The organism is Microcoleus sp. SVA1B4, assembly GCF_036700545.1.
In the GTDB taxonomy this organism is placed as follows: Bacteria; Cyanobacteriota; Cyanobacteriia; order Cyanobacteriales; family Microcoleaceae; genus Microcoleus.
In genome coordinates, this window is record NZ_JAUBPB010000003.1 from 74,331 (window position 1) to 95,024 (window position 20,694).

15 protein-coding genes and 1 pseudogene are annotated in these 20,694 nt (G+C 43.1%); 12 read left to right on the forward strand and 4 right to left on the reverse strand.

The features are described from left to right. Nucleotides 1–317: 317 nt before the first annotated feature. From QT987_RS02420 to QT987_RS02430, 3 genes are read right to left on the reverse strand one after another with little or no spacing between them, the layout of a single operon-like run. The gene (locus tag QT987_RS02420; RefSeq protein WP_333103598.1) at nt 318–1,115 is read right to left on the reverse strand and encodes a mobilization protein MobD-like protein; all 798 of its coding nucleotides are present in this window, start codon (nt 1,113–1,115) and stop codon (nt 318–320) included. 43 nt (nt 1,116–1,158) lie between these two features. Beyond that, a complete protein-coding gene (locus QT987_RS02425) occupies nt 1,159–1,671 on the reverse strand; it encodes a hypothetical protein (protein WP_333236975.1) in 513 nt (170 codons plus the stop codon). Then, nucleotides 1,664–3,331 carry a hypothetical protein gene (locus QT987_RS02430; protein ID WP_333236977.1) on the reverse strand — a complete coding sequence of 556 codons (1,668 nt, stop codon included), beginning with the start codon at nt 3,329–3,331 and terminating at the stop codon, nt 1,664–1,666. Before QT987_RS02430 ends, QT987_RS02425 begins: the two co-directional genes overlap by 8 nt. Nucleotides 3,332–3,817: 486 nt before the next feature. Here QT987_RS02430 and QT987_RS02435 point away from each other — a divergent pair, with 486 nt between their 5' ends. The 8 genes and pseudogenes from QT987_RS02435 (at nt 3,818) to QT987_RS02470 (ending at nt 12,340) form a co-directional block, all read left to right on the forward strand. Continuing rightward, the gene (locus tag QT987_RS02435; RefSeq protein ID WP_333236980.1) at nt 3,818–4,153 is read left to right on the forward strand and encodes a DUF3846 domain-containing protein; all 336 of its coding nucleotides are present in this window, start codon (nt 3,818–3,820) and stop codon (nt 4,151–4,153) included. 23 nt (nt 4,154–4,176) lie between these two features. Further along, nucleotides 4,177–4,830 (forward strand): siphovirus Gp157 family protein, encoded by a 654-nt coding sequence (locus QT987_RS02440; protein WP_333151705.1) that lies wholly within the window; start codon nt 4,177–4,179, stop codon nt 4,828–4,830. Nucleotides 4,831–5,196: 366 nt separating this feature from the next. Next, nucleotides 5,197–5,514 (forward strand): hypothetical protein, encoded by a 318-nt coding sequence (locus QT987_RS02445; protein WP_333151707.1) that lies wholly within the window; start codon nt 5,197–5,199, stop codon nt 5,512–5,514. A gap of 325 nt (nt 5,515–5,839) precedes the next feature. Next, entirely contained in the window at nt 5,840–6,160 is a 321-nt protein-coding gene (locus QT987_RS02450) for a hypothetical protein (protein ID WP_333151711.1), read from the forward strand. A 107-nt stretch (nt 6,161–6,267) separates the two neighbouring features. Further along, entirely contained in the window at nt 6,268–6,900 is a 633-nt protein-coding gene (locus QT987_RS02455) for a hypothetical protein (RefSeq protein ID WP_333151713.1), read from the forward strand. Nucleotides 6,901–8,004: 1,104 nt separating this feature from the next. Continuing rightward, a pseudogene (locus QT987_RS02460) lies at nt 8,005–8,472 on the forward strand (reverse transcriptase N-terminal domain-containing protein); the annotation flags it as partial. 648 nt (nt 8,473–9,120) lie between these two features. After that, nucleotides 9,121–10,926 (forward strand): group II intron reverse transcriptase/maturase, encoded by a 1,806-nt coding sequence (gene ltrA / locus QT987_RS02465; protein WP_445299700.1) that lies wholly within the window; start codon nt 9,121–9,123, stop codon nt 10,924–10,926. Then, complete coding sequence (locus QT987_RS02470; protein ID WP_333236985.1) at nt 10,919–12,340, forward strand: reverse transcriptase domain-containing protein; 1,422 nt, start codon at nt 10,919–10,921, stop codon at nt 12,338–12,340. Before ltrA ends, QT987_RS02470 begins: the two co-directional genes overlap by 8 nt. Before the next feature lie 550 nt (nt 12,341–12,890). Here QT987_RS02470 and QT987_RS02475 read toward each other — a convergent pair. Then, the gene (locus QT987_RS02475; protein ID WP_333142813.1) at nt 12,891–13,073 is read right to left on the reverse strand and encodes a hypothetical protein; all 183 of its coding nucleotides are present in this window, start codon (nt 13,071–13,073) and stop codon (nt 12,891–12,893) included. A 251-nt stretch (nt 13,074–13,324) separates the two neighbouring features. On the opposite strand from QT987_RS02475, the gene QT987_RS02480 reads away from it, so the two are divergent. The 4 genes from QT987_RS02480 (at nt 13,325) to QT987_RS02495 (ending at nt 20,551) form a co-directional block, all read left to right on the forward strand. Further along, on the forward strand, nt 13,325–13,642 hold the full coding sequence (locus tag QT987_RS02480; protein ID WP_333236988.1) for a hypothetical protein: 318 nt from the start codon (nt 13,325–13,327) through the stop codon (nt 13,640–13,642). Between the two features lie 749 nt (nt 13,643–14,391). After that, entirely contained in the window at nt 14,392–15,771 is a 1,380-nt protein-coding gene (locus tag QT987_RS02485) for a GNAT family N-acetyltransferase (RefSeq protein WP_333236990.1), read from the forward strand. After that, nucleotides 15,768–16,601, forward strand: a complete 834-nt coding sequence (locus QT987_RS02490; protein WP_333236992.1) for a hypothetical protein — start codon at nt 15,768–15,770, stop codon at nt 16,599–16,601. The genes QT987_RS02485 and QT987_RS02490 overlap by 4 nt, the downstream gene beginning before the upstream one ends. A gap of 44 nt (nt 16,602–16,645) precedes the next feature. Then, the gene (locus tag QT987_RS02495) at nt 16,646–20,551 is read left to right on the forward strand and encodes a hypothetical protein (RefSeq protein WP_333236993.1); all 3,906 of its coding nucleotides are present in this window, start codon (nt 16,646–16,648) and stop codon (nt 20,549–20,551) included. Nucleotides 20,552–20,694 lie beyond the last annotated feature (143 nt).

A 20,694-nucleotide genomic window follows, 5' to 3' on the forward strand; every position in this document is an offset into this window, starting at 1 on the left:
AGTATTAAGATGTGTTTCGGCACACCCAGCCCGCTGACCCAGTGGTGAAGAAGTTTTTGAAACCCTGGAAATTTCGTAGCGGGCGATCGATCAATCTTCTTCTTTTCAGAATTTAAACGCAATAAACAACGTTTATTGCTAATATCCAACGCCTGGGATAACACAACTGCGTTGATTGCACTCAGCCAGCGGGCTGGTTTCGGCACACCCTATCAGTAGAGTGTGTGCGTAAGCCTTAATTTAGATTCTTAAAAGCTTACGATACCTTTTTTACAAATTACAGCCTCCTGAGACTTTACAACCTGTTGCTTATTTAGTTACTCATTTTGTTGCTCATTTTCTCTCTGCATTTCCTCATTTTTTTTTTGTTCATAGGGAGCGATAACTTCTTTTTTATTGCGATTGGGTGCGTTGTTAAACAAACCTACATCTTCTATCAGACGGAAACAGTCTTCCAGAAAAGTATGCAATCGCTGCTGACTAATCAAGAAGAATTCAGAGTGTTTCATTGCTTGAGAAAATGACAACCGCTTCGTATCAATAAACTTGCGCTCTCTTGCACTCAGCGCCGGCAAGTCTACCACAGGAATTCGGTAATTATTAATGAGCTTGTTCATTTCCTTATGGCTTTGTACGTGCGACCAATCTTTGCAAACTCCAAAATTGCGGACAAAAATGTGATTAAGCTGACCTTCAAAGTAGTTGAAAGAGTCAATAAACATCTCAATGCTGTCCGTCGTGCCACCGCAAATAAACCACTTGCATACATCAACTCCTGACTGCTCTTTAAAATCAGGAGAGGTTAAATTAGCTTCGTCAATCCATTTGTTGATAATGCTGTAAACCCGAGCTGGTAAATTGACAATCACAGGAGTTTCTACTGCTGTTTCAAAAATAATATCGATATCGAAAAACTTCTCTTCATCTTCAACTAAAGCTACGATTTTTGCATTGTGTTCAGGATAGCGCTGCTGCACGTCAGGATTTTGAAAATCACCATCAATTAACGTGTACAGCAGTTCATACTTCTGATTGAATTCAACCAGAATCCGAGTTAGCATCGACTTGCCAACGCCACCTTTCTCGCCGTCAACCAAGTGAATCATGTTAGTCATTTCATTCCTCCTTGCTGGATGTCTATTCAAGACTTAATAATTTTTAACTAAAGCTAGGCCCGACCATTGCTGGATCGAAACCAGCTAAGTTAAATGCGCTGTTTTCAAACTCAACTTCTCCCGAAAATTCCTCTGCTTCTTTTTCTTCGGGCAAACTTGCGGGATTTGAACTCTCAAGGGCAGTTAATTCCGTAGCAATAGATGCACCTGAATTCGATAAGTGAGGGAAAGTAGCTAAAGGAATTAAACCCGAAGAAATACCAGGGGCAATTGCTCCTAACTCGGTACAGTTAAATCCCGCATCTCGGCAAACTTCATCTATCTGCCTAAGCAAAAAATTAATGCTTTCTCGCCTCAAATACTCTAACTCTGTACTAGAATGACTACCGCTATTGCGTAATGATGCTAACAGCCACCGCGCTTTGATTAGAGGTAAAATCGTTTCCTGTAAACTAAAAAAAGGATGATTTTGCAGGTAAGATAGCAAGATAGCGTCTTCGGAATCTGGCAAAACTTGACAGCGCCAGCAAAATTCCTTGTAACGTTTTCTAGGCATAATTCCTCACCTTCTTTCCAGCACCTCGGTAGGGTCCTCCCAATAAGAGAGCTGCATCTAAGTTTGCTTCTGATTCCTCTAATGAAGGTTCTGTATTGGACGACTCCTCCTCCTCACTCCATTTATTAGAATCATCTAAGCAGCTATGTTTGATACTTGAATCAGCCTTTTGTTGAGCGCCGTTTTTACTGTTTTGTTCAGTAATATCTTCAGTCTTTTGTTCAGTGGCTTCCTCAAATTTTTGTTCAGCGGGTTCTTCAATTTTTTGTTCAGTAATATCTTCAGTCTTTTGTTCAGTAGATTCCTCAAATTTTTGTTCAGTAGATTGCTCCGATTTAGCGTGAGTAAATTGCTCAATTTTTAATTGAGTAGGTGGCTCGGATTTTGGGTGAGTAGGTTGTTCAGATTTTGGCTTGGCAGATTGTTCAGATTTGGGCTTGATAGATTGTTCAGCACATTCTTTTACACTCTGTATATCAGTTGGAGGAAGTGGAGCATCTCCTGAAGTAGAAGTTGTATCTTCTGCCCTCTGAGAAGTTGCCGCAACAGAGCTTTGCCTCAGTACCTCAAACTGAGATTTGAAGTAAGAAAATAGTCCGTAAACATCAGCTATGCGGCAACCTAAACCATCCGGGTCAAGTGTTTTTGGCACTGTTATGCCTGCGTGCCAAGACAGCGAATAATGAGAAAACTGATTTCGCAGTTCTGGCTTCATATATTCAGAAGTCCCCCCGCAAAATACAATTTCATCTAAATCGGGCGGCAGCACTTCATTAATCCAATGAGATAGCATTCGAGCGTAGTCGAAGCGAGACAGCTTGACTGCTTCAATCAATTGGTCAACTTCTCGATCTTTCGCTGTCTCCTCTCGATTCCGAGCAATTCGGTAAAAGTAAGGGCGGTTGTAGCTTACGCCCGCTTGAGCGATTGATAAAGCCAAACGGGAAGCATCGTAGTTAGATGTTCGCTCTTGAACTAGATCCACCAACCTTACCATTCCTAAGTCTGAAGTTTTGCCCTTACCGACAGCACCGCGTGCCGAAACTATTACCGAAGCATTGCGAAATCCTACCATAACAAAGGCAGTTACCCGCTGCTTGAAGGCTGAACCTAAGTTGCTGTTGTGGATCAAAGCAATGCCGCCACCTTCTTGCAAAGCTTGGGTTTTGTCTAGGGTGACGGATAGCTTGCCTGTGGGTGTTTCAAATAAAGCAGAGTATTGACTTAATAGCTCAAAAAATTGCTTGGAATCATTAAATTCGCCTGGGGGCAAGAAAACGGAGATCGCAGCGCTAAATTGATTGCCTAAATCTAACTTCCGCGACACTACCCACAAAGCTGCTAGAGCTTTGTACAAAGCGCTACTGTACTTCAGTCCCGCTAAACCGATGTGAGCATTGAATTGCGCTGCTGCCAGGTAGCCAACGGCTCGGCATTCATTACCAATTGCCACCCAAGCAATATTTTCGGGAGATGCTGATGCGAGGTTGGGTTGTGTGAAACAATTGGCTATGTCTTGGCTCACTGGCCCCACCTGCGATTCCATTACAAAGGAGTTTGCTTTACTGCCTGCTTGTGAGCTTTGGCAGAAAACTCTAGTAGATAAGCCGCCAAAATCTATAGCCAGAATCGCATCTGGTATTGATGGTTTTTTCTTCATAAATGCTGGCTTTTATTACGTTATAAAATGATAGTATTGGCTTCAGTTTAAGTCTGACCTCACCAAATCCGGTGGTTTTGGATAATTAAAATAGCCCCCTCCAAATGGCGGGGACAGGCTGCCTTTCAAGGAAAAAATCTTGGGTAGATTATCAGGGAAAGAGCTTTAGAGTTGTAAGAAACGGTGTAGGTATTGTGAGTGAGATACCGAGCAGGTACACCCAAAGTATCTTCAATAAAGTGTTTGAGTTCGGTGTGGGAGTAGCACTTATCGAACGTACCCCACTTGGTAATTACGCCATCGTTATAAGCAATACCCGCATGATTGGTCGATCGCGGGCGTGATAGCACTAACCACCAGAGTTGGGCGGGTTAAGTGGTAAGCAGAGGTCATACTAAATCAACTTAATATCAAGAGTAATTTTAAATATACAAATAATTTAAATTAAAGGGCTACCGCTAGGGTGTAAAAAATAGGGAGTAAGCTATGCTCTACGCTTTGATTAATTCAACAGGAATCCACCGGCTGGAAGTAGAAGAAAAGTTGGAACTGGCAGATTTGCAAAACCGAGTGGGCATTGCAGGTGAACCTGCGTTCATAGAATATGTCCCGAATCAATTTCCAGATCCCGCGATAGACCTAATCTGTGATGAGGAATTCTTATACAAGGAATTGCCCTTAACCTGCATTACTCGTCGCAGTATTGCACTTGGCGGTCAAGTGATTGCTACTGCCTGTACGGATGATGGTGAAACAATAGGGTTGACCGAAGTTCAGTTTCAATTAGTCGCGACAAATCTGATTATTGCGAGCAGGATCTAATCTATCATGCCTCAAGTTTGCGCTTGGGGCAACTTCCTTACCCCGAAACTCCTGAAACCGACTCAATTGTGCAGCAAGCATGGCAACACATGAACCCAGACCAACGTGCTCTGATTTCCAGTCGCTGTGAGGCTCACCGAGGGCGCACTAAGTCATTGCATTTACTTACTGTAGAACTGGAGGACTTGGATAAGCTAATCGACAACATCGAAGGTGAAGAAATCACACCCGAATTAGAAGTAGCGGTGCAACAACTCTTAGAACAACGGGGTAGTACCTACGAGCAATGGCTTTCCAAGGTTGATAACTACTGCGCTGCCATTACCAACCGCCATGCCCTGAGCCAACAACGTAAATCTGAAGCAGAACGCCTGAATAAACTCGCAGCTACCGACAGCAAACGAGTGAATTGGATGAAACAGCAACTCAAGAGCTGTCTCAAATCTCAGGGTGTCAAGAAACTAAGGCTGCGCCGCATCCACTTAACTATCAGCAACAATGGCGGAGTTTTGCCCCTCAAACTCCCTTGTGAAGTAAATCAACTTCCTCCCCAGTTTCAACGCATTGAAGTATCGCCCGATAATTCAGTCATCCGACAAGCCTTGGAAGCGGGAGATATCGAAGCTCAGAAAGTTGCACAATTCGGAGGACGCGAAACTCATTTGAGCGTTTTATAGATTGCCATTAAGCAGCAAATAATCACTTTTTACCAAGGACTATTTCCTGCTGAATGTTAACATAAAAACAAAAGTAATTTTAATAAGATAGCTGTCGCTAGTGTAGAAAAAACACTAAGTTAAAGGTACACAATGCACTGCTGTTTAGGGTTAGATTGTCCTCAAATGGGTTTAGATGAAGGCGGAGAGTGGGGAGCCTCTCATAGTTGTAAAAACACTTATTCTGGCTCCTTCCTTCTTCCTTCTTCCTCTTTCCTCCTGGCTCCTGGCTCCTAACTCCAATTTCTAGCTTGGCTGCAAAAGTGAGATGTTCCCGGAGAGTGCATCAACGAAGAAAGTTGCTACCGTTACACAGAAGCTGGGAATTTGTACGAAATAGTGCTACTCAAAGGATTCCCAGGTGCGGTGTATCTTTGCTGGCATAGCAAGGATAATGCGAACACCGAATGGACTGATGAAAAGTGGGGGTTCAAGCACCTCAACAACTGCGATTGGTTGCTGCACAGCAGCGCATCATTGAATGCCTTTGCAGAATGGCAACACGCCTATTACAAACTAAGCTCTAGAAACAATACCAAGTATGTCCGCAGTGACTTATTTGATGACTTTGAGTATTTGAGAAAGCAGGTAGACCCAGACTACGGGAAACGCCAAGAAAGCAGCGCTCTCATCCTATTTGAATAACAGAACACATAAAAATGACCAGAAACATTCACACATTCCTCAGAACGGCTTGCTTCGTGAGATGCCGTCACCCTTCCCATCACGAACGAGGATACACCTTAAAGCATCATAAACTTGAGGGCATCATTCAAGTTTGGTTCAACTCTTTTGAGCTGTTGGATGAGGCAGAAAAAGTTTTGAGAACAGAAGGGCTTGAACTAAAGATAACTTTGGCTGATCAATCTAACGGCTGTTTTCTTTCGCTCGATTGTTAGATAACTACTACACTCTGGGATTAATGGAGTCATAAAAGATGCAGATTTTCTCATTGAGGAAGTACAATCCCATGTCTCATTCCAATCGGATGGTATCGCGCTATGAGTATCCCAACTGCTATCACGACAATGTGTATAACTTCAAAAAAATGATTTATCCAATCAACCCGTTTGATGATGGGGTATGGATTGAAGCTAGTCGGGTTCCGCCTGAAGTGTTCGTGCAGTCTATTAAAGTAGAGTTTATTCTGAGAGATGCGAAAAATCCTTGGCTGAATGTCATCAAAAATGATTCATCAGAAATGATGGTTCGTGTTGATGCCCAATGGATTCAAACATTTAAAATACCCCGATATCTGGGAGGTAACTCAAATGAAATAACAACAAAATAAAGAGCAATTCGTTGTTGAGCATTGACTAAAACAACGGTAGATATTGAATACACGAAAGGCCAAAAAACCAGCGTTTCCATGCCCTTTTACTTGAACAAGGAGGAATCATGTTAGGAACACACTTCATCGAATTACCCGTAGCGATGCCACCCATGTTACCGGGGATGGTGGGAGTCAACAACACTCAATACTTTGCTCTTTATTACCAAGGAAGCAAAGCCACCTGGAGTAATGGCAGAGCAATGGCTACATTTAGCTACTACGCCGTGTATGCGCCACTGATAGAACACATAACTCTCGCAATCCACTTAGAATCTTACAACTTAGGCTCTGATGATGAATTGCCCGAACACGCAATTTTATGCGACACTGTTCGCCATAAAATGTATGTCGGCGCGTACAAAGAAATCGATTATTTCCTGTTACAGCAGCATCCCCATGAGCCGTCCCAGTTGACCGCCCAAGAGTTTGAAGAAGCCGTGAAAGCGGTGGAAAGTATGACCTTAGAGCAAATGCAGCGTTTGGGAATGTTCGAGATGTTCGGCAACACCAATCCCCAAGCGCGCCTCGCAACCGCAGAATTGGTGCAGTGGCTAGACCAACAAATCACCGAAGAATTGATACAGCAATATATCCAATTAGCTAATCTGGGTAATTGGACAGCGGTGAGGGCATTAGACACCCTCAAGCGTAGAATCTCAGAAGGTAAGAAATACCACCAGCAATTAGAGAGCAACTAAATTATCTATGCCGGAGAAGTCTCGATATTACAGCCCCGGCATGGGTACAAAACACCCATAGTGTAGCAAACGCGGAGTTAGCCCATGAAGCGATTGACTTGGAGGGATAAAGCAATTTATTCAGTAATTTTCTCGATGCTTGGCAGCTTTCTAAGAGTAACGAAGACCTTTAACAACCAGCCGGGAAGTCCCTCGGTATATTTAGAGGGGATTAATCTGAGCGCTGCGCGAAGTACCCCGAATAAATTACCGCAGGGACTTCCCGGCTGGTTGTTAAACAAAAATACGAAATTTCCTCTTCAACGGCGAACACGCTCGCGCTGGAAAACTGTAAAGCTACCTTTAAACAAAGTAAACGGACACCAGCGGATTCGGATCGGATACATTGTTTCATGCCGATTCCAGAGAGCACTCCATAATATCCCAGTCAATGCCATCATCGGGGAACAAGGATAATTGCCCTGGCGATACGTTTGATTGACCGCGATTGTGATAGGACAGTGCGAATCGTTGGCTAGAAACTAAAGCCTGAAAGGGTTTGGAGGATTAGCCGCAAGGATTAGAACCTTGACAACTGAATGACCATGTAGGTGAGAAATAGTATCCTAGAACCCTCAAATCCTACCCCGCAGGTGCAGCGGTGAAAGCATCACCCCTACGGTAGCGAATAGTCATCAATCCGTAAAGCGGGGTGAAAAGGTGTGATTACTGACAGCCTAAGTTGGTAAAGCATTGAGCAAAGTACCCATGAGTAAAGTCCTGGCTTGAAGATGCAACTGAATCGTCGTCACACAAAACCAGCGAAATAAGGCTTAATGCGCTGGAGCCAAAAGGCAAAGGATAAGGAGTTGGCAAGTTGTCTATTGACCAACAAGCACTTCCAATAAACCCGGCGAACAGTATCACTCTAACGGTACACAGTATGGTCATTCGGAACGAGATAACCTCTCGTCTGCTCTCAGGTGGTCGAATACCTGAGTAGGTGCTAACCGTATGCAGCGAGCAGGAGAGATTAAGTCAGAAGCGAACGTCTGGGGTAATGCCCAGAATATGCAAACAGACTTACGATGATTTGGAAGATCAAGTCTCAAGTAGTGAGTATATATGTCTAATACACAGTCTAAAAAACTGATGGTGGAATGGCACAAAATTAACTGGCGCAAGCTAGAGCGTAATGTGTATAAGCTCCAGAAGAGAATTTATCAAGCCTCTATTCGTGGTGATGTAAAAGCATTTCGCAGACTCCAAAAGACGTTGATGAAGTCTTGGTCAGCAAGAGCCTTATCGGTTCGTAGAGTTACCCAGGATAATTGCGGCAAAAAGACGGCGGGTGTAGATGGCGTTAAGTCGCTAACTCCAAAGCAACGTTTAGACCTAACTCAAAAATTAAACCTGGGGTCAAAGGTCAGTCCAACTAGGAGGGTATGGATTCCTAAGCCTGGGACGGAAGAGAAGCGACCTTTGGGTATACCTACAATGGAAGACCGAGCCTTGCAAGCACTTGTCAAGCTGGCACTAGAGCCAGAATGGGAAGCGCGATTTGAACCTAACTCATACGGGTTCAGAGCCGGAGTGCGATTCGTTGGGTAGAAACTAACCCTGAAATGGGTAGAGGATTACCCGCAAGCTACACAAGAACCTTCTCCCAAAGGGAGAGGCTTCGCCAAGACAATTTGATAGTCATGTGGGTGAGGTAAGTATCCTAGAAAACTAAGTCCCACCCTCCAGGTGCAGGAGTGAAAGCACACAGAGCGCAGTCAAGAATTGCGTCCCCCAGGGTAGCGACTAGCCATCAATCCCTGAAGCGGGGGTGAAAGGTGTCAATACTGGAAGCCTAACCTGGTAAACACCGAGCAAGAGTTCATGAGTAGGAATACAAAGGTACATTTGAACCATCGTCATGAATAACCAGCGAAATCAGGCTTTTTACGTTGGGAGTCCCAAAATGGGCAAGGATAATGGGGAGTTGGCAAGTTCCTGGTTGACCAACAAGCACTTCCTCTAAACCCGGTGGAGAGTACCGCTCTAAAAACTCAAACAATGACTATCAGAAACGAAGTAACCTCTCGTCTGTTCTCAGTCTTCAATGATTGAGTAGGTGCTAACTAATACGAAGAGTAGGCAAGATTGATTCAAAAGCAAAACGCCTGACTGTAATGGTGAGGATAGGCAGACAGAATCACGGTGATTTGGAAGATGAAGTTTCCAGTAGCAGTAAATATGTCTAATACGAGTTTAAAGACTACGGGGGAATGGCGTTCTATTAACTGGCGAAAGCTAGAACGTAGAGTGTATAAGCTGCAACAGAGAATTTATCAAGCCTCGATTCGTGGCGATGTAAAAACATATCGCAGACTCCAAAAAACGTTGATGAAGTCTTGGTCAGCAAGAGCGTTAGCGGTTCGTAGAGTTACCCAGGATAATTGCGGCAAAAAGACGGCAGGTGTAGACGGCGTTAAATCGCTGACTCCTAATCTCCGTCTGGCCTTGATAAATCAAATAAAACTGGGTTCTAAGGTCAGCCCGACCAGGCGTGTATGGATTCCCAAGCCTGGACGTGATGAGAAGCGACCTTTAGGAATACCTACAATGGATGACCGCGCCTTGCAAACGCTAGTCAAACTGGCACTAGAGCCAGAATGGGAAGCGCGATTTGAACCTAACTCATACGGGTTCAGAGCCGGAAGGTCATGTCATGATGCAATCGAGGCAATCTTTAACTCCATCAGGTATAAACAAAAGTTTGTATTTGATGCTGACATATCGAAGTGTTTCGACTGTATCGACCATGAAACACTGCTTTTAAAACTGAATACATCTCCCACCATTCGCCGTCAAATTCGTGCATGGTTAAAAGCGGGGGTGATGGATGGTAAGCAGTTGTTTGCTACATCTGAGGGAACGCCACAAGGTGGATGTCTCTCGCCACTTTTGGCAAACATAGCCCTCCACGGGATGGAAAACCGGATAAAAAGCGCCTTTCCTAGTGGCACAATTGTCAAGAAAGGTCAATACGCTGGCTATCAGCCAGGAGCTACTTTAATCAGGTACGCCGATGACTTCGTGATTCTCCATGAAGACATAACCGTTGTTCAAAGATGCCGGGAAATAATCTCGGAATGGTTAATGGGCATAGGCTTGGAATTAAAACCCAGTAAAACTCGGCTGACGCACACTCTTTCAACTTTTGTTGAGGAAAAGCCAGGATTCAACTTCCTTGGATTTAATATACGTCAGTTCCCCAAAGGGAAACACCATACAGGTAAAAATACGAAAGGGGAATTACTTGGTTTTAAGACCATCATTACCCCAAGTCAGGAAAAAGTGAAGGCACATTATGACCGTCTGTCGGATGTAATTGACTCCCATAAGTCAGCACCGCAAGCGGCGCTAATTAAGCGACTAAACCCTATCATTAGGGGTTGGGCTAACTACTATTCGACTGTCATAAGTAAGGAAATCTACGCTCAGTTAGATGACCTAGTGTATCAAAAGCTTGTCTCTTGGGCAAAATTCCGCCACCCAAAGAAATCAAAGGGATGGGTGTCAAAGAAATATTGGCATTCCATAGGCGATGATAACTGGGTATTTGCAACCACTGAAGTTGGGAAAAACCCACTTCGGTTACTTGACCATGCCCGCATTAAAATAGTGCGTCATGTAAAAGTTAAAGGCAAACTATCCCCATTTGACGGGAACCTGGTTTATTGGAGTACAAGAATGGGCAACAACCCAGAAATGCCGACAAGAGTCTCATCACTCTTGAAATGGCAAAAGGGAAAATGCGCCCACTGTGGATTGTTTTTCCGTGAAAACGATGTGATGGAAATTGACCATATTATCCCCAAATCGCAAGGTGGAAAGGATGATTATAAAAATTGGCAACTTCTACACAGACATTGCCATGATATAAAGACAGCCAATGATGGCAGTTCTGGCAGCAAATCCGACTGCAATAGTGTCGAGCCTAAACCCACCAAAAGACTTGAAAGAGTCGCGGACAAATGGGTAATGAGGTATGCGTGACAAGCACCAAAACATTGAGGAGCCGTGTGAAAAGAAATTTTCACGCACGGTTTTGAAGACCAGCGAGGCTGGTGACAGTCTCGCTGAGTTTAATCGCTCATGCCATGATGCGATAGAGCAAATATTCACGGTAATTAGTCAGAAATCTAAATACGTGCTAGATGCTGACATTGCCAAGTGTTTCGACCGCATCGACCATGAAGCACTGCTCAAAAAATTAAATACATTCCCCACCATCCGCCGACAAGTTCGAGCCTGGTTAAAAGCGGGAGTGATGGATGATAAGCAGTTGTTTCCAACATCTGAGGGTACGCCACAGGGCGGGGTAATTTCTCCACTACTGGCAAATATTGCCCTCCACGGGATGGAAGAACGAATTAAAAAGTATGCTGATACTTTGCCCACCCGAAGTGGTCATGGTAAGCGGGACAACCGTAAAAGCCTAAGCCTAATTCGTTATGCCGATGACTTCGTTATTCTTCACGAAGACATAACCGTTGTCCAAAGATGTAAAGAGATTATCTCTGAATGGTTACAAGGCATGGGTTTAGAACTAAAACCCAGCAAAACGAGACTTACTCACACTCTCAACCAGTATGAGCAAGAAAAACCAGGGTTCGATTTCCTTGGTTTTAGGATACAACAATTCACTGTGGGAAAGTATCACTCTAATCAGGGTTTTAAAACAATCATCACCCCAAGCAAGCATTCGCAAAAGGTACATTACGATCAAATCGCTAGAGTTATCGAAGCCCATAAGGCAGCACCACAAGTGGCGCTAATCAACCATCTAAACCCAATCATTAGGGGATGGGCAAACTACTATGCGACTGTGGTAAGTAAGGTGGCTTACTCAGATATCGATAGCCTCACGTACCAAAAGTTAAGCGCTTGGGCAAAACGCCGCCACCCAAAAAAGAGCAGGGAATGGGTGTCAAACAAATATTGGCATTCCATAGGCGGTGATAACTGGGTATTCGCAACGAAGAAGGATGGATTAACCTCATTTCGGTTACTTGACCATGCCGTCACCCCAATAGTGCGTCATGTGAAAGTTAAAGGCGAATCGTCACCATATGACGGAAACCTAGTTTATTGGAGTTCAAGAATGGGTAAAAACCCGGAAATGCCGTCTAGAGTGGCAACGCTCCTGAAAAAGCAAAAAGGGAAATGCACCCACTGCGGTTTGTTCTTCCGTGAAGATGATGTAATGGAAGTTGACCATATCATCCCCAAATCGAAAGGTGAAAAGGATGAGTATAAAAATTTTCAACTTCTACATAGACATTGCCATGATATAAAGACAGCCAATGATGGCAGTTCTGGCAGCAAATCCGACTGCAACAGTGTCGAGCCTAAACCCACCAAAAGACTTGAAAGAGTCGAGGATAAATGGGTAATGAGGTATGCGTAACAAGCACCAAATCATTGAGGAGCCGTGTGAAATTAAAGTTTCATGCACGGTTTTGAAGACCAACGGGGCTGGTGACAGTCTCGTTGAGTTTAATGGTGACACGCGGTACACAGAGCGATTAAGTTTTCTGGGCGATTGTCCTCCGGTATCCGATTGCGATGGTGCACCGCTAAAGTTAAGGCACATCGTTCAGATTTGGTTAAGCCGCTTTGTTTACCGGGTCGGAGTTTACCGGGTCGGAGGCATTGTTGATGGCACTTTGCACAACGCCACCCCGCGTTTTCTTTCACCGAAAGCGCAATCTCTTGCCAATTGTCGGGATATCTCTTTGGTTTAGGCATAGCGGTAAAAGCTCATCTTTTCAAAATAGGGCGATCGCTCTGTTATCGAAGTAAATTCAATTCAAAGTTGTCAGCAGTCAATGTCAACTTCAACGCTGTCTTAATTCTCCCACAGGAATTCTGCCAATAAGCGAAAATCTTCAACGGTGGGCTTATACTCGCAAGCTACTTCCCATGCTTCGGTTAAAATAGCCCATTGTTCGGGAGTCTTAGGTTTTTGGCGCACCAGACAGAGTGAGGAAATTGGTTTTGATGCGGGCTTCTGATGGGTTAACCCCCGATTTTACCAGTTGTAGTTCAAATGATGGATGGATGCTGCTGGCAAGGATGTCGGCATAGTCCATTTCCAGCAAATTGATTTGTTCGATCGGCCAGTCAGTCATTCTCTGCATTCCATATTTCTTAGTGCCTATCTGCCATCATTTCACGCTTGTCTCATTCTTGAGCGATCGCCAAGTAAGAACACACAAAGTACACAGCAGCAGAAACTCGCTTGACGATCGCACACAGTCCCAGCGACCCCTGGGTTTTTTAGTTGGTGACTTTTGGGATGACGAGCGTTGGTGAGGAAACTTGAAAAGCAGTGGCTACACAACTTCTGTTAAGCTTGCTAGATTAGCGAGTAGTCTAAAAAATCAACCCTATGAATTCACTAACCTTTTTGCACAACATCAACATCAACAGCGCCATCATCAGCGTTTTGAACTTGGTGCTGTTTCTTGAATTGACGATCGCCTGTTGCCGGGGAATGTACCGGGGTTGGACGATCGGTGAAGCAACTGTTGGCAAAATATTCTTACTAACAATGATCGCTGCAATCCTGTTTCGCTTCTGGCAATCGTGGCCGCATGAGTTTGCGGTGTTAAGTGTGTGGCCTCAAGGCGCGTTTTGGGTGTTTGTTGGGGGATTAGTCGGCTGCACTTCCAAGTGGGGTGTCGAGCGAGTGTTTTCCCGTTGCTAAGAAATTAAGAGTACCGTTCCGAACTATCGCTTTACATCGAATCTCTAGCTCGCAACACTTGGAATAGCCCAGTGCAGAGGGGGTTTCGTACTTGGAATAAGTTATTCCGCATTGGGGACATCAATTAGTAAACAGCGGGTAAGCGCCTAAAAGTTCTAAGTGTTGCAGGATAAGTTCGCCATTCTAGTAGCTCGCGCTCTCTTCCATAAATTATCCATCCAGTTTTGTGTTGGGGCTTTCTTAAAAATCCAGTTAAGTGCTGCTGGTGTTGTGATCTGTTAGCACTTGTGTTATATTCTGAAGTCTTTATCCTTCTAAAATGCTTAATTTTCGTGCAAGTACCGGGTGTGACAGTAATAGCCAGCACAACCCTTGCTGGTCATAGGATGTAGCCATGACATCCTACTGATAGGACTATGCAAGTAGCATACGCGAATCACCTTGCAACGTGTGTCAGATTTTGATTATGGATAGATTATCAGATTATCATGGGTTTCTTATCGGATCCACCTTATTAATTGGGATACTGGCATAGATTCTGGTTAAGTAAGTTATTCTATAAAACTATTAACTAATCAAGATGTAATGTTTTAATCAAAGAATTTATTAATGCAAAAGTTTAATAAAGTCGTAAAAGTACAATACAATTAATTGTATAAATTTTACCACAAGCAACAAGTGTAAAATTAACAGGTGCGGACATCGGCTACACTTGTCTACGTTCGTTGGTTGGAAGAAGTGAGGTATGTGTGCAGACTAGGTGTTTAGAGTCAGAGGTGGTATTTGCTTCGAGCGAGGAGCTAGTTCAGATTAAGGTGCTTGCCGATGTGCATCGGCAAGAGATAGGCTTTGTGAATCGGGCAGTCCTGGCTTCTGCGATCGCAAGCGGTGAAATTCTTTACCACCCCTTCGGCTTTCTCCATTTTCATCACCGTCGAGACAAAATCTCTACTCTTTACCATCTTTGCGTTTCCCCCGACCACCGCAGGCTAGGCATGGGTCGTCAGCTTATTTGTGCATGGGAAAAACACAGTAGGAAGTGCGGTATTACAAAACTGCGCCTAAAATGCCCCCTGGACATAGAAGCTAACGGGTTTTACAACAAGATGGGATTTGATCGAGTACAAATTGAACCTGGTAAACGCCGCTCTTTGGTTGTTTGGGAAAAGATATTATGCTCTAATATTCTCCTGACAATTCCCAAGTTTGTGGCTGCCGTAAGTGCTGGCGGCCCTGAGATTGAACGCAGTCGGCAGTTGTGGAATTCTAGCGGTGATCGGCGTAATCCTTTTGAAAACGTTCTTTACTCACCGATAACGTGCCCAGCTTCTACTACAGAATACTTTCGTCAACAAAAAGATGTGGGAAACATTTCGGAAGTCTGGCTAGATTGCGGTGCATATCAGGTGCAACAGGGGAAATTTACTTACGATCAACTGCTGGAATTTTTAGATAATTTTTATCGCAATAATACTTGGGCAGATGGGTATGTATTGCCCGATATTGTACCCATCTCAACTGATTCAGATGAAATAGTGGAGTACAAAGTTCGCGAAACGCTTTACCATTGCGAAAAATTTTTCGGTAAAATGCCTGTTTATGTACAAGAACGCGCGATCGCCCCCGTACACGGACGCACTATCAACCAAATCAATCGCTGCATTGAAACCTATGCAAAAATGGGTATTACCCGTATCGGCTTTGGCTCTTGGGGAACGTCAGGACCCAACGGCAGCGTTAATATGATTTCTGAATCTAGTTTGGCATTGTTTAAGATTGTTGGCAGTATCGCCCGCGAAAAAAACATGAAAGTTCACTGCTTTGGCATTGGCGGTCCAAACAGCTTTTATCGCCTCCGCAACAACTCCCTTGTACCCCATAGCTTAGATAGCTCAACCTGGTCAAAAGCAGGAGCCTTCGGCAGCATCTTTTTTCCGGGTACTTCTCAAATTCAAATTACCGTTAGACGCGGTTTTGAAACTACTAAAACTGGTCTAGAGGAACTCAAAAAATCTACGCAACATTCATGTTTCTTTTGTCAAAGTATTGATAAATTGAGAACCAGCCGAGAATATCGGATTATGCACAATTTGACTGCTTGGTTAGATACTTTAGAACGCGCTTTATGAGCAATAAATTAACTTTACATATTCAGCAAAATACTACCCTAGAAAGAGTAGCTATAATTCTTGATTTTTTGAGAAAGAAAGAAACAAATTTTGAACAGCTTGGAGCTAGTTGTAATTTAGGGCTTTCCGTTCTCCAAAAGGTGGTATTTCCATTCTTGCGGAATCTTTCAATTATTTCAAAAAAAAATCCCCCCTCACTGACACCTCTTGGTCAAGTTGCAGCTAAAATTCAAGAGTCTAACCCCGAATTGCTAGGAGATTTTTTACATTTAGTAATTTATAATCTACACCAAGAAGAAGCTGAAAAAAGGTTTTCTTGGACTTATGCTACAGTTGTACAACAACTATGGTTGCGAAAAGAAGTTGTTTTATCACCGCCAGAAAAAAAGTCCCTAGTTGGAGAAGTAATTGAAAAGGCTGCTGTGAAGTTTGAACTACCTACCAGTGAAATAGCATTTAGTGATACGAGTGTGGCTGGTGCCCTCAATTGGCTGCGATCGTTATCACCCAGTGTTATAGAACCAGAAGGCAAATACGAACACTTCACCCGTCGCTACTTCAGTGCCGCTCCTATTTTACTTCAGGCAGTAGATACAATCTACAAACAGCAACAACGAACCTATGGGGTCAAGATTTTCTTGCGAGAAGAAGTTCAAGAGGCTATTTGTCAAATGTTGTTGCTAGATCCGAGCGGATTAGATGGTAGCATAGATAATGCTAAATGCACCTATGATTATGATCGAGGTGGCTTCTTTGACTGTGGCTATGAAGGGGGATACGGACAATGGGTAATGCTAACTCAATCCCCTGAGTGGACTCAATTGCTTTAGCTAAGTATTAGCATTCTCCGAGACACACTTTATATTTACAATCCATGAAAAGATTATTAGAACAACTAGACTCTATCCAAGCAATTGTTGATACAGTCAATCCCTCCCAGATAGAAAATGAGCCTCAAGAAGTAGCCAGAGTTTATAATCTATATGCAAGCAGCTATAACCCAATTGAACCCGTAAAAACTCTAAAAGACCATTTGATTGAGGAAATTGGTAAGGGTAAACCTGTTACTGGCTACCTTAGTGCCGACTATGGGTATGGTAAGACAGCAACACTAATTTATTTATGGCAGCAGTGTCAGGATCATAAGATAATGGCGGTGCCACCTTTCAAGTTTAAAGAGCTGGGAGATTTGATGGTTGCCACTTATGGCTGGATAAAAACGCGCCTCAAACCAGAATTTCTTCCTCAGATTGAGGGACTGTATCGCAAATATGGCTTGAAGTCTCAGCAAAATATAGCAGCAGAAATAGCGCTTAAGTACAAGTTATCTGAAGACAAAGCTTTAAAAATTATTCAACAATTAAATACTGACACCACAAATACTGATAATGTTTTGAATTTTTGGCAGGAAACAGTTTCTATCCTTCGACAAGCAGGTTTTGCAGGTTTAGCAATATTTGCGGATGAAAGCCAAGAATTTTTGCGAACAGAAGAAGGTGCTAGCGTTCGCATCCAGATTTTGAGCGATTTAGTTAAAGGAATGCGAGCTTTGGGTTCTACGCCTGTTGCATTAATTCTAAGTATGCCGACTACTCCGACTGAATCAGCTATTGAAGAACAAGCTGGTGATATTATTCACCGTATGAAGGAACAGAAAGTATCTCTTAGATTAGCTGGTGCGTACAGCTCTGAGTTCCCAGCAAAACTGTGGAATTATTTGTGTACTAATTTTCTGGAAGACAAGGCGCAGCAAAATCACTTGGCACATCCAGCAACAATTGAAAGTTTAGGGCAATTATGCGATCGACAAAACTTCAGCAATGGTCCTCGCACCGTCATTGAAGTATTTAAACGCATCGTCCATTTTGCCCAAAATAATCAGCATCCCTATACTCCTTTAGATTTGATTCAGGATTATCTAGAAGGACAAGTACAGTTATATGGTACGGAACAACACAAAATTAGCAATACTATCAAAACCTTGGAGCCGTTGATCTCCTTTCCAAAACACCCCAAAGGACGAGACGTAATCAAGCTACTCGCGGGTTTCCCTTCAGGTCTTTCTGAAAATGTAGCTAAACAATTTCACCTCTTAAAGGAGTTAAAAAAACTAGCCGAAGATGACAATTTTTACGGACTGCACATTATACAGCCGACTGAGCGCACTTTTGCTTTAGTCGCCCTTCTTCAGACAAGCATTCCCACAGTTGTAGATAAAATTCTAAATCGATTTCGTCAGCAATGGTTTGGAGAGTGGAATGATACTCAAAAAGAAGAGATGGCTACAACGATTTTTAAGTCGGAAATTATTTCTTTACTCTTCCCAGTTTCTAGAACGGGTCAGAAAGCCAATTGGTCATGGCGCTATAAAGGGGAGTGGAAGCAGGATAGGTTTGGAGTTTTTAATTTATTAGATGGGGCTCCAGAAAGATATAATGCGGATTTTCCTAAGCGTTCTCTTGTTATCAGTGTCGGGAGTAAAGAATCTGGTTTAATGAGGTTTCAATCCCCAGAAGAAACTCACTTAGATTGGCGCTTTTACTTTAGCTATGAGCGAAAAGCAACCGTCGTTCCACAGGTTTTAACTGCGATCGCCGGAACTAATCAAGTAGACTTCCATCTTCAGTTAGGTCGAAGTTTTGAAGGCGAATATCCCACATCCTTCGGCTTACTCCGCAAAGTCATGCCTTCCGAACAATGTTCTGTTTGTACGCTGCTGAGTCTGTCTCATTATATTCAAGACTGGCTCTCAAAAAATCCTGAAGTCAGTAAAGCCGATCGCTCTAGATTAGAACACCATCGCCAAGAGTGTCACCAGTATGCCATGCGATTGCTGTTTCCGGCGATTTCGCCTCAAACTTGGGAAATTGGGGGCCTCCAGGGGGTAAATGGCTCAGACAGTAAACTTATCGAATCAGTGTTCTATCAAAAATGTAAAGCCTTATTTACCGATTATAAGTCTTTCTATAATAGTCTGAACCCGACGTTACGTAAATATAAGTTCCTCTTGGAAAAAATACCTTTATCTGTTCGCAAAGGTCGTCAGTTATATCAAGTTTCCAAAGAAGAATTTGAAAATTTGTTTGAAATGGGGAGTTCTAGCCTACCCAGTGTTTTAGCAGTTTTCAAACAACATGGCTTGATGAGTGGGGAGAAAATTGCCAAACGGAAGGAAGGAAATTCCCAAGTTAAATTTACAGAACATCCTTTGGAATCGTTTATTAAAGAAAAACTGCAATCACAAGGCAGAACACAGACAGTTGAGACGGCGTGGAGACAGCAAGATGTTAAAGCATTAGAGTATTCAAAGTTATGGAAAGCAGTTAAACTGCTTGGCTATCTTGAAGACGAGTTCCAAGAAGCTCTTGAATGGTTGCAGCGGCGACGCTACATAGAGTGGGCGCGTTCAACGGATGTTATCCGCGAAGCCAGTTTGGAATTAGAGCCAGAGGAGTTAAATGGTCAATTAAAAGAACTCCGCGTTCGGGTTACTTCGTTACTTGAAAGTTTTGATGAGACGATTTTACATGAAATCAATGAAAAGATAAATGAGGAGGAAAAAATTCTTGAGGCTAACCATGAGTCTGAGGTAGCTCTCGACCAAGTTCATAGAAATATTCAAGCCGAACGGGAGCTTCTAGAAAATTTTTGCATTGAGAGGCGCTCAACCCTGCAAAAAGAACTGCGTGGAATTAAACTCAGGCTAGAAAAATTTACCCTAGACTTGAATGCTTCTAAAATTAGTCAAATGATTGAAAGTGATAGCGACCTAGAATCTTGTCTCAATGACTACCGGATAATTTTGGAAAGGCAAGTAAATCAGCTAGATAAAGATTGCCAAAGCCTAGCTAGTTCGCTTAAAGTAAATGAAATTGATATACTTGCATTGCATCATCAGCTAAAGCAGTGTCAGCAGTTTTTGCTAACTTACGAAACCACTAAATTAAGGCTTGAGGAGTTGGTAGATGGTTTAGAGAAGTGGCGAATTATTCTAAATCGAGCACAGATTTTACGAGAGAATTTGAATAAAGACCCAGTTCGCTTGATGCGTTATAATGATGACTTTGTTGACCGGGTTGTTAAGCATTTTAGCAACAATCAGCTTGAGAGTTTTAGACAGTACGATTTACTGCAACAACCTTTGGTTGAACTTGAAGAGGAAATTAATGGTGAACAGCGCTCCCGTCGAGAGGCTTTCGAGCAAATGCTTAGTCGTTACGAAGTCTTACTCGATCTAATTTCAATTAATGAATCTCCTTTGAAAAATAGATGCAAATTTGATGATGAAGACCGGGATGGATCTTACCACATTATGAAAGGAGTTTTGTGGAAAAATTTGCAAAAATTCTGCGAAGGTTTGGTTTCAGAATGGGAGCAATTGGAGCGTGATTTTTCCTTTATTTCCCAAGAACGCGACCACGATATGACAGAGTTTTTGAGTCAACTCACTGATTTAAAAACACAGCTATCATTACAAAGAGAACAGTTGCCATCTGCGATCGACAACTTAACTAACCTTGAAGAACGAATAATCCAACTCAAATCTATTTTTGAAAAGGGTCAGGTTCTTCAGGATAAATTGAAAGAAATTCATTTTAAAAGAGATGAAAGCCTTCTGGAGGAAGAAAGACAGCTTTTAAATGCCATTAGCTCTGACAGCAGTGCGATCGCCATTAGCCAACTTCGTCAAAATTTGCCACATAATCAGGAGGTATGGGAACTCTTAAAGACTTTGTACAAAAAGGGACATCTAGAGATTATGCTTCGCCGCCGGGACTAATTTTTAAAGGGTGAGAGGCTCTCACTCACTTGTTGGCAGACCTGAGTCCGAGCACTTGACCTGTTCTGACGGATGGTGCTTCTATCACCTTACCTGCAGCAAGATTGTCGGCAGGGGCTTACTGGTAGAGGAGCGTCTGTTCG

Bases quoted from the DNA above. Each gene is read 5' to 3' on its own strand.
- QT987_RS02425 (WP_333236975.1), bottom strand. From the start codon at position 1,671: ATGCCTAGAAAACGTTACAAGGAATTTTGCTGGCGCTGTCAAGTTTTG.
- QT987_RS02430 (WP_333236977.1), bottom strand. From the start codon at position 3,331: ATGAAGAAAAAACCATCAATACCAGATGCGATTCTGGCTATAGATTTT.
- ltrA (WP_445299700.1), top strand. From the start codon at position 9,121: ATGTCTAATACGAGTTTAAAGACTACGGGGGAATGGCGTTCTATTAAC.
- QT987_RS02470 (WP_333236985.1), top strand. From the start codon at position 10,919: ATGCGTGACAAGCACCAAAACATTGAGGAGCCGTGTGAAAAGAAATTT.
- QT987_RS02420 (WP_333103598.1), bottom strand. From the start codon at position 1,115: ATGACTAACATGATTCACTTGGTTGACGGCGAGAAAGGTGGCGTTGGC.
- QT987_RS02490 (WP_333236992.1), top strand. From the start codon at position 15,768: ATGAGCAATAAATTAACTTTACATATTCAGCAAAATACTACCCTAGAA.
- QT987_RS02455 (WP_333151713.1), top strand. From the start codon at position 6,268: ATGTTAGGAACACACTTCATCGAATTACCCGTAGCGATGCCACCCATG.
- QT987_RS02475 (WP_333142813.1), bottom strand. From the start codon at position 13,073: ATGCAGAGAATGACTGACTGGCCGATCGAACAAATCAATTTGCTGGAA.
- QT987_RS02450 (WP_333151711.1), top strand. From the start codon at position 5,840: ATGTCTCATTCCAATCGGATGGTATCGCGCTATGAGTATCCCAACTGC.
- QT987_RS02435 (WP_333236980.1), top strand. From the start codon at position 3,818: ATGCTCTACGCTTTGATTAATTCAACAGGAATCCACCGGCTGGAAGTA.
- QT987_RS02495 (WP_333236993.1), top strand. From the start codon at position 16,646: ATGAAAAGATTATTAGAACAACTAGACTCTATCCAAGCAATTGTTGAT.
- QT987_RS02480 (WP_333236988.1), top strand. From the start codon at position 13,325: ATGAATTCACTAACCTTTTTGCACAACATCAACATCAACAGCGCCATC.